Consider the following 8,752-nt stretch of genomic DNA (forward strand, 5'->3'; position numbering starts at 1 on the left):
AGCTATCCTGTAATATTCAGGGATCATCCTTCATATATTCAGAATCTATTTTACTTCCGTAGAAATTAGAAGCTCATACCCACACTAAAACTGAAACGCAGTTTTTCGCCTCCAGTAAACAGATTTAATTTAGCCGAAACAGCCTCTGCCCCTGTCACCCACAATCCGCCGCCATAGCTATCATGCCACAGGTTGCTGTCTTCGCCATCAAGCCATACCCTACCAAGGTCGTAACCTGCAAAAACACCTATTTGAAAAGGCACAAACGAGGTCTTAAACTCCTCAAAACTATACCTCAAATCGTTACCCCAAACAAAAGCACTTTCACCAGAAAATCTTTCTTCTCTAAAACCTCTCAAGCTTTCGGCGCCACCTATTGTAGCAGCCTGGTAGAATTCAAAATCGTCTCCCCAAAGCACTTCGGCATTCACCCGAGAATTGATTACCAACTTATCATTACGGCTCACGGCTTTGTAGAATTCGAGATATGGTGCGACATATCCATAAATATTGTCAGTTTCACCTGTATTAATTTTTCCGCCGCCAATAAATTCGAATTTCATACCATTAGTAGGATTAAGGATGTCATCATAACTTTCGTATCTAAAAACTCCTTCAAGACCGGTAAAATACTGGCGGTCAAAAAAGTTGGTGTCCTTCATGTATGATTCAGAAAGAAAACGATTTGTACTTTCCTCGATCTGTACCCCTTCAAAAGATGCAGTTAACTGATAGTAACGACCAAAAGGGGTATTTTTCACAATACCGGCTTCTCCACCTATCCTGCTAATGCGCACTCTGTTGAATTCTTTCCCCAATTCCTCTTCAAAATTTTCTGTCTCATTTCCCATTCCGAAGAAATTACGGGTGTAGCTGGGATTCGTAAAATGTGCTTTTAACAGGAAGTTATATCCGCCAAAAACATTAGCAAATTCACCCCGGTACCTTAAATCAAAACTTTGAGTGGCAAAATAATACCCGGCCCTAAACTTATGTTGAGCGGTAAAAGGATTCCTGCGGAAGCCATATTTACTGAAAGTCGCACTTAGACCTACCTGGAAACCATCATCTGGATTGTATCCCACGGCGGGAAGCACAGAACTTGATGAATAAACCTTACGATCTTTATCGAAGACATTCACTTCATAGTCATCGGTAAAGGTAATATCTGCACCATCGTTGATCTCTACAGTATTAGGAAGGGACTCGTGATCATAAACCTTAACTTTTTTGCCATTTTTGATCCTGTAAATATCGTTGTTTTGACCACCGATGATCCTTACCAGAATTTTTGCAGGTGCATCTCCAGAAACCTCAAATATATCATCATCATCAAGACCATAGACCCAGAGTTCATGCGTTACATTGGGATCATAAACCCTACTGCTCACAACATCGGCCTTTTTACCGTCTTTGATCCTGTAAATTGTTACCCGGGTTTTTCCTTCAGGAAGGCGTTCAATTTCGATATGATCATCTTTATCTGTTGCAGTGATCATAGCATATTTCGCAAAATAATTATAGTACCTTTCAGCAATATCAACAATATTGTTTCTTCTTGCTTTCAGGTTTTTAATAATCCGCTGAGTGGCTTCTCCATGGGTTTCCTTCGGAAGTTCTTCAAAGGCTTCTTCAATTACTTCATCTGTAATATGCTCCTGAAGGTATTTTGCCTGCTGCAGCCACTCTTCCTTTGGAGAATTCTGGATAAGGCTTCTGTCCAAACCAACTGCAGCCGAATTGAACCATTCAATATTGCTGATGTCTTCATCATAAACAGCAAATTGATTGGCAAAACCGGTCAAACCTCTTAAGGTATTAAAGAAGGCGCCGTCAAAATTTGAAAAAACCTGATCTCTATCGCGGGGAATTGGCTTAAAGAGATGATTCCCATCTTCATCTTCAATTTCGGCCCACCGCCATTGATCTTCGTGCCTGTCCCAATCGCCTACCAGCATGTCAAAAATTCTTGCTCTTATATACGCAGCTTCGTCCAGGGTATATTTTTCATCACGCCGCAACCGCTCAAACACGCCCGATGTACTTTCTATATCGTGGTTGGGGCTGCCAAAAGATTCATATCCAACCCAGCCCTCTTCAGGGCGCTCCACGATCATATAAAGCTCATCTCCATATTCGCTGTTGAAATCTCCCAAAGCTTTTTGCTTTGGGACGTAAAATATTTGTGGATTGGTATGATAAATTCCGGCTGCATCTGATAATTTCGGAATAGCCAGGAAGGCATAAGGATGGGCAGAAGTATAAAAATCTTTGATCACATCTTCTGCAAGGGTATTTTCAAACTTTGTCTCTACAGGTGTGTCTTTGTAAGCCACCGTCTGGATAAATTGCACGGCGCTTTTCTCTAGAGCTCTCAGGTTATAATCTCTGCCCTGGGCATCTTTTAATCTAAGAGATCGGGTTTGATGCCCTCCCCCGGCACGTTCTACTGTGAGTCCGCCGTACAAAGTATCGAGTATGGCAACAGGAACTTCTACCTGGGTTCCATAAAGATCCCTGTACCTGTCCCCCCAAATACTTTCGTAAGTCGCTGACACATCAGTGTCTGCAGGTTTATACACTGAGGCCTGTATAGTTTGGGGAAATGAAGTTGATAATGTGTCGGTACTAAAAGGTTGCGGCGCAGCGATGACTTCTTTTTGGTATAAAAGCTTAGGTTTCTTTTCTTCACTGCCATAGACGCTTACCCACGAAGAACCATCTTTAAAAATATCGAGAGCGGCAAAGCCCTGACCTGAATAGGCGAATAAACCATCGCTCCCCAGCCCCACATAAGAAGCTTTGGATGCTGAGCCCGAAACAATTTGCTTTACCTTGTCGTGCTCTATATATTGTAAGGAGTGATCATGGCCCGAAACAAATACTACATTACCCCACCGGGAAGCAATAGTTTCAATGCGTTTTCTCATTCCTTTATATCTCTCATTTTGAAGATCGGTACTGGTAACACCTCCTGTAGTTCTAATAAAATTTGCCAAAGTACCAAGAATGGGCAGGGGCAGTTTTCGTTGAGTAGGATATAGATGGTCGGTTAAACTGAAGTTTCCGCCATGTAGTCCATTAGTGTATAGAGGATGATGAATTACAAAAACCACCGTCTTTGTCTGATTTTTCTTTAACTCACTATCAATCTCCTGAAAAAAGGCTTCTCTGGTCTTTATTTCGTCACAATCATCATTGATCTTTGGATGTTTATCCCAATCTTCGAGGAACCACTGGGAATCGGCCACCAGCACCTGGATATTCTCTGTTACCTCAATAGAGGTCAAGCCACAACCGGCTTCAGGAAAGAAAACATCCTCTCTCTCCAGCTTCTCCCGAAGATAATCGGCCTGGCGTTCCAGCCCAACTAATCCCTGTGCATACCAGTCGTGGTTGCCGGGTACAAAGAAGAGGTTGCCTTCATAGTTCTCTACAGCATCTATTTGAGCATCAATACGGTATTCCATGAGCTCTCTTTCGGGATGATCTTCGGAAACCAGACCGGCGGGATACACGTTATCACCAAGAAAAATAGTGTAATTGCCCTTCTGTTTTACAGAATCTATATAGGTTTTAAAAGCAAGTAAAGCTTCTGAAGAACCTCCCGGAGGTGAATAACCTCCATCTCCCAATAAATAAAAAGATTTTTCAATCTCCTTTTCCTGGGGATAACCAAAATCTTCTGAAGGTTCATCTTCGGCAAAGTAAAGCTGATTAATATGTGGTGAACAGCCTGTAATTGCAATAAACAGGGCCAGTGTTAGAAATATGTTATTTTTTCTCATACAAAATTATTGGGGGGATTTTTTTGTAATTTGGTGAAAATCTAACCACAACTGAATGACAACTCTTACTGGTAAAGCTGAAAAATTCGTACAGGATCTATTCAGTAAAAAACTACCCAATACATTCATTTATCATAACTTTAAACACACTCAGAGGGTAGTTAAAAGTACTAAAGAATTAATTGAAAAATCTCAAATTCATGTTAAACAGGAAGAGCCCCTGATCCTCGCTGCATGGCTACATGACACGGGTTACACAGAGAAGTATGCTGGGCATGAAGAAGAAAGTGTTGAAATAGCCAAAAGCTGGCTGCAAGAACAGAATGCAGAACAGGATCTTATTGATACTGTCTCTAAGCTCATTATGGCAACAAGAATGCAAGCCGAACCTAAAGACCTTGCTGAAAAGATCATTAAGGATGCCGACACCTCACATTTAGCGAAAGATTACTTCGAAGAAACCAGTGAATTTCTTCGGCAGGAGCTAAAACTACAGAAAATAAAAAACTACTCACACCAGGAATGGATTGAGAAAAACATTGAGCTCTTTACAGAGAGACATGAATTCTACACCACCTACGCAAGAGAAAACTGGAAAGAGCAAAAAGATAAGAACCTTTACGACCTGCTTAATAAAGAAAGAAAGGCAAAAAAGAAACTGGCTAAAGAAGAAGCCAAAGCCCGCCTTAAAATAAAATATAAGGATAAGAGCGCAGACAGGGGGATTCAAACCCTTTTTAGAGTAACCATGCGCAACCACCTAAAATTAAGCGACATAGCTGATGCTAAAGCAAACATTCTGCTCTCGGTCAATGCCATTATTATTTCCCTGGCCATTGCCAACTTCATTCCAGATCTTGCCACACCCGAGACTTCTAGTCCGGCAATTATGATCCCTATTTTTATTCTCATGATCTTTAGTGTAGCATCAATAATAGGAGCTATAATGTCTACAAGACCTAATGTGACATCGGGGGAATTTACCCGGGAGCAAATTAAAAATGGGGAGGTAAACGTGCTGTTCTTCGGAAACTTTCACCGTATGCCTTACGAGCAGTTTGAATGGGCCATGCACGAAATACTTGAAAACCAAAGCGATGTTTATGAATCTTTAATGAAAGATCTTTATATGCTGGGAGTGGTACTTAACCGCAAGTATTATTTATTGCGGATTACTTATACCATTTTCATGGTAGGAATTATTCTTTCTGTGCTCAGCTTTATCGCCACTTACTACCTTGCCTAGAACTTTTTCAAGATCTTCATATGTAAAAACCTGCTCTTCGTGTTGTTCACTTTCCAGGTGGTATAAAACTTCCACCCTCAGCGCCTTGAGCCCTATCACCCCCTGAACATCTTCGAGTTCCAGTTTCTCTACTTTGTCTCCAAGGTATTTTTTAGACTGGAGATATTTGATGTAACGCAAATACTCTCTTTCATCTTTTCTGTTGGAATAAACAATGGCAATTTTGCCCTTTTGCGTCACCCTTTCCTCAGTTCCTTTAATATTGGCTTTATCAATCCTTTTTTTAATGATCTCATACCTCGCATTATAAGTACCATCAACATCAAATTGCTTCTCATCCATTCTATACCGTATAGAAAGAGTGGTATTGTACACAAGGATTAGAGAAGCAGCCTGCAGCTTTAGCGGCATCTTTTCCTGAATCTGGTAGAACCTGTTTTCCATTTCACACATGGTGGTTAATTGCCATAACCGCAGATTAAAAAGATAAACCTCGTCAAAAGGTTTTATTTTCTTATTTGAAAGAGATGCACCTATGTAAATATTATGTTCAACCCCATCTGTTTTATATCTCTCAAAGTAATGTGGGTAAATCTCCTGCGCATCTATTTGCCGCCGGTCAATATATCTTGACATTGTACGGTTTATTTGTTGCACCGCCTCGTCATAATTTTTACGATGGTTATAGATTATACCGGTTTCGGAGTTGATATTTTTCCGGTATAATTTCACCTGTTCTTCTAAATGAGGTGTCTGCTTTTCTATATGATCCATTACAGGGTTAATTTCCCTTTGTAATAAGTTGAATACCTTCTGTTCACTGGAAGTACTTAGGCTGCCGGCCAAATCATCTTTAAATTCTTTAATCCGGAATTTCACCTGCTCGTAGATATCCAGCTTTTCAGTTTCTTCGGCTTCACATACAATCTTTTCAATAGACTCAAGTTGATCGAGCAGGTCTTTCTGAATAGCATCATTCCTTGCTTCCGAAGAAGCCACGATATCTATCTCTCCATATAAAGGATAAACATCTTCAAAAGTGATATCTTTAAAAGATGCAAGCCCATCTTCATCAAGATCTCTTATGAACTTACGGGCTTCCATTTCAAAGATCCAGAGTACGCTGGGATGAATAGATGTACATTCACTTTGTATAACGGCTTTCACCCGGTTTTCAAATTCAGATTTACTTCGTTCTACCGCTGTGACGATATATGGCAAAATATCTTCCAGCTTTGTCGCATTGATACTATTGAGTTCGTTCTTTTCAAAAGACACCAACTCCAGCAGCCCCAGCAAAACATTGTTTTTGGCAATGGGTGCTATAATGGCACTTTTGACACCTGCATCAACAAGAGATTTTATAAGAAGGTTTTCTGAAGCTTTACCTGAATATTTTTCAACATTGGGAATGCTAAAGTATTTATGTTCGTCCACCAGGCTATGATAAGCTTCCTCCCCAAGCACCTTTTTGCAGTTTAATATTTTTCTCTCCTGAAGCAAAAAACTGGGAGAACGGTTCCCTATCATTCGTTCAAAAACAGAATCCTGTTCATTGTACATCGTAAATCCTATCCGAAGATTGGGAATCTTATATATAGACTTAAAGATTTCTTCAAACTTCTCCATCTCTTCCTTCCCGGAGGTATTTCTTTGCAATAGCGTAGTCTTAAGGTCAGAAATTGCATCATCTACAGTCACATCGGTAAGGGAGATGATGGTAAACCCTTTAAAAATCCAGCTGTTGGGTGGAAATTTTTCTTTCCACAAAGAAATGTTTTCAATATTCTGAATTAACTCATCAACATCTTCTTTAGTAATTTCCCTGGCGCTTTTTCCAGGTTCAAGCTCCATAAAATTAGAATCGAGCTCAATTCTATAGTGCCTTAAAATGCCATTTTCATCGGGTATATCGTAATAAAAAGGTCTTGAAAAATCTATATCGTAGCCATAGTATTTATTTAGAATAAGGATACAGGCATAGATATAATCAAGATCATGATTAAGATTCCTCATATTCAAGGTAAAATTATTACCTGCCCCTGCCAGTATTTTCCTGAATTTTTGGGTAGAGTTAAAAATCAGGTTATGAAATGGTACCGAAATGGCTTTGATCTGCGTATCAGATAGAATTTCAGGAAAAAGATCTTTCATTAAAATCCTTATGGGGTCTTTGTACCTTTTGAGATCTTCAGATTTTAGTATCCCTTCTTCCAAAGCAGGAAAAGTGGAAATGTACTCCAGCATATTTTCGAGATAATCTTTAGATATCTTACTCGACTCTTCTTGGAGCTGATGACGATATTCCTGTATGATCTTGTGGAAACTTATCTTTATTTCCAGTGGAAATTCCTTTTGATGCTTCATGTGTTAAAATTAAAGGATTTTACCCCCTGCCCTGAAGGACTTCTTCATATTAACATTAATTTATCTCTTTCGATCCTTTCTCTCCCCTATCTTCCTTATTTTTGTCGAAAATGTAACAAATTATGCGTAAAATATTATTAGCCGGACTCGTGATTCTCATGGCTGCTTGCGAAAGTGAAAATGAAGGATACCAGATTAGCGGAACAGTCCAAAATGCCCCAGACGGGCAAAAGCTCATCATTTCTGAATTAAATGACAGCAACACCCAGGTAGTACATATTGATACTATAGAAATAAAAGAGGGAAAGTTTGAACTTGACTTACCTGAAAAAGAACAACCTACCATTAGTTTTCTTACTGTAGAAGGAACCCGGGGTAATGTAGTTTATATAGCAGGCAATTCTCCTGTTGAATTTACGGTATATCCAGACAGTATTTATTCTTCTGAAATATCGGGCGGACCAGATAACGAAGTGCTTTCAACTTATCTTAAAAGTGTAAAAGGAGTAAGCAAAAAAATGGGAGAACACCGCAATGCCGCGAGGGAAGCCATGATGAACAAAGACTCTGTTGCCCTGCAAAACCTTCAGGCGTTCCAGGAGCAGCTATTTGAAGAAGACAAACAAACCAAAGCAAGTCTAGTTGAATCAAACCCCAATTCTATTGTATCGGTAATGATCCTCCAGGATATGCTAAACACTTCAGCCTATTCTTCTGCTGAATTAAAAGGATTTTACGAGCAGCTAAGTCCTGAAGTTAAGGAACTCCCTCTGGCAAAAATCGTAAAGACAAGGCTTGACAAAATGAGCAAGACCGCTGTAGGAAGCAAGGCGCCAGAATTTAGTGCCCCTACACCTGAAGGAAATGAACTCGCGCTTAACGACGCTCTTGGAAAAGTTACTCTGGTAGATTTCTGGGCCTCATGGTGTAAACCCTGTAGAGTTGAAAACCCCAATATTGTTGAAGTTTATAAAAAATATCACGACCAGGGATTTAATATTATCCAGGTCTCTCTGGATCGTCCCGGCCAAAAAGACAAGTGGATCCAGGCTATTGAAGATGATAATCTTGGAGCTTGGAACCATGTCTCAAACCTGATGTTCTGGCAGGATCCTGTTGCAGTTGATTATGGTATTCGTGCTATCCCTGCTGCCTTTTTACTGGATGAGAATGGGAAGATCATTGCCAAAGATCTAAGAGGTGATGCCCTGGGTCAAAAGGTTGGAGAAGTTCTAAACAACTCCTCTTCTAATTAATAAAGTGCATAAAAAGCAAAAAGAGGCTGTCTGAAAAGGCAGTCTTTTTTTGTATAAAAAGGTGGAGCTGCTTATTTTTAAAGTATGAGCAGAAA

At 39.9% G+C, this 8,752-nt stretch carries 4 protein-coding genes; 2 read left to right on the forward strand and 2 right to left on the reverse strand.

What is annotated here, in order from left to right; genetic code table 11:
• Window positions 1-65: 65 nt before the first annotated feature.
• Window positions 66-3,788, reverse strand: coding sequence for a metallophosphoesterase (locus tag OQ279_RS07195; RefSeq protein ID WP_266069189.1), 3,723 nt, complete (start codon window positions 3,786-3,788; stop codon window positions 66-68).
• A 55-nt stretch (window positions 3,789-3,843) separates the two neighbouring features.
• Here OQ279_RS07195 and OQ279_RS07200 point away from each other — a divergent pair, with 55 nt between their 5' ends.
• Window positions 3,844-5,034: a Pycsar system effector family protein gene (locus OQ279_RS07200; protein WP_266069190.1), complete on the forward strand. Its 1,191-nt coding sequence runs from the start codon at window positions 3,844-3,846 to the stop codon at window positions 5,032-5,034.
• Here the strand turns inward: OQ279_RS07200 and OQ279_RS07205 are convergent.
• Window positions 4,951-7,401: a GAF domain-containing protein gene (locus tag OQ279_RS07205; protein ID WP_266069191.1), complete on the reverse strand. Its 2,451-nt coding sequence runs from the start codon at window positions 7,399-7,401 to the stop codon at window positions 4,951-4,953. The genes OQ279_RS07200 and OQ279_RS07205 overlap by 84 nt on opposite strands.
• Before the next feature lie 122 nt (window positions 7,402-7,523).
• Between OQ279_RS07205 and OQ279_RS07210 the strand changes: the two genes are divergently transcribed.
• Window positions 7,524-8,657, forward strand: coding sequence for a TlpA disulfide reductase family protein (locus OQ279_RS07210; RefSeq protein ID WP_266069192.1), 1,134 nt, complete (start codon window positions 7,524-7,526; stop codon window positions 8,655-8,657).
• The last annotated feature ends 95 nt before the right edge of the window (window positions 8,658-8,752 follow it).

This window comes from Salinimicrobium profundisediminis, assembly GCF_026241755.1.
Classification (GTDB): Bacteria; Bacteroidota; Bacteroidia; order Flavobacteriales; family Flavobacteriaceae; genus Salinimicrobium; species Salinimicrobium profundisediminis.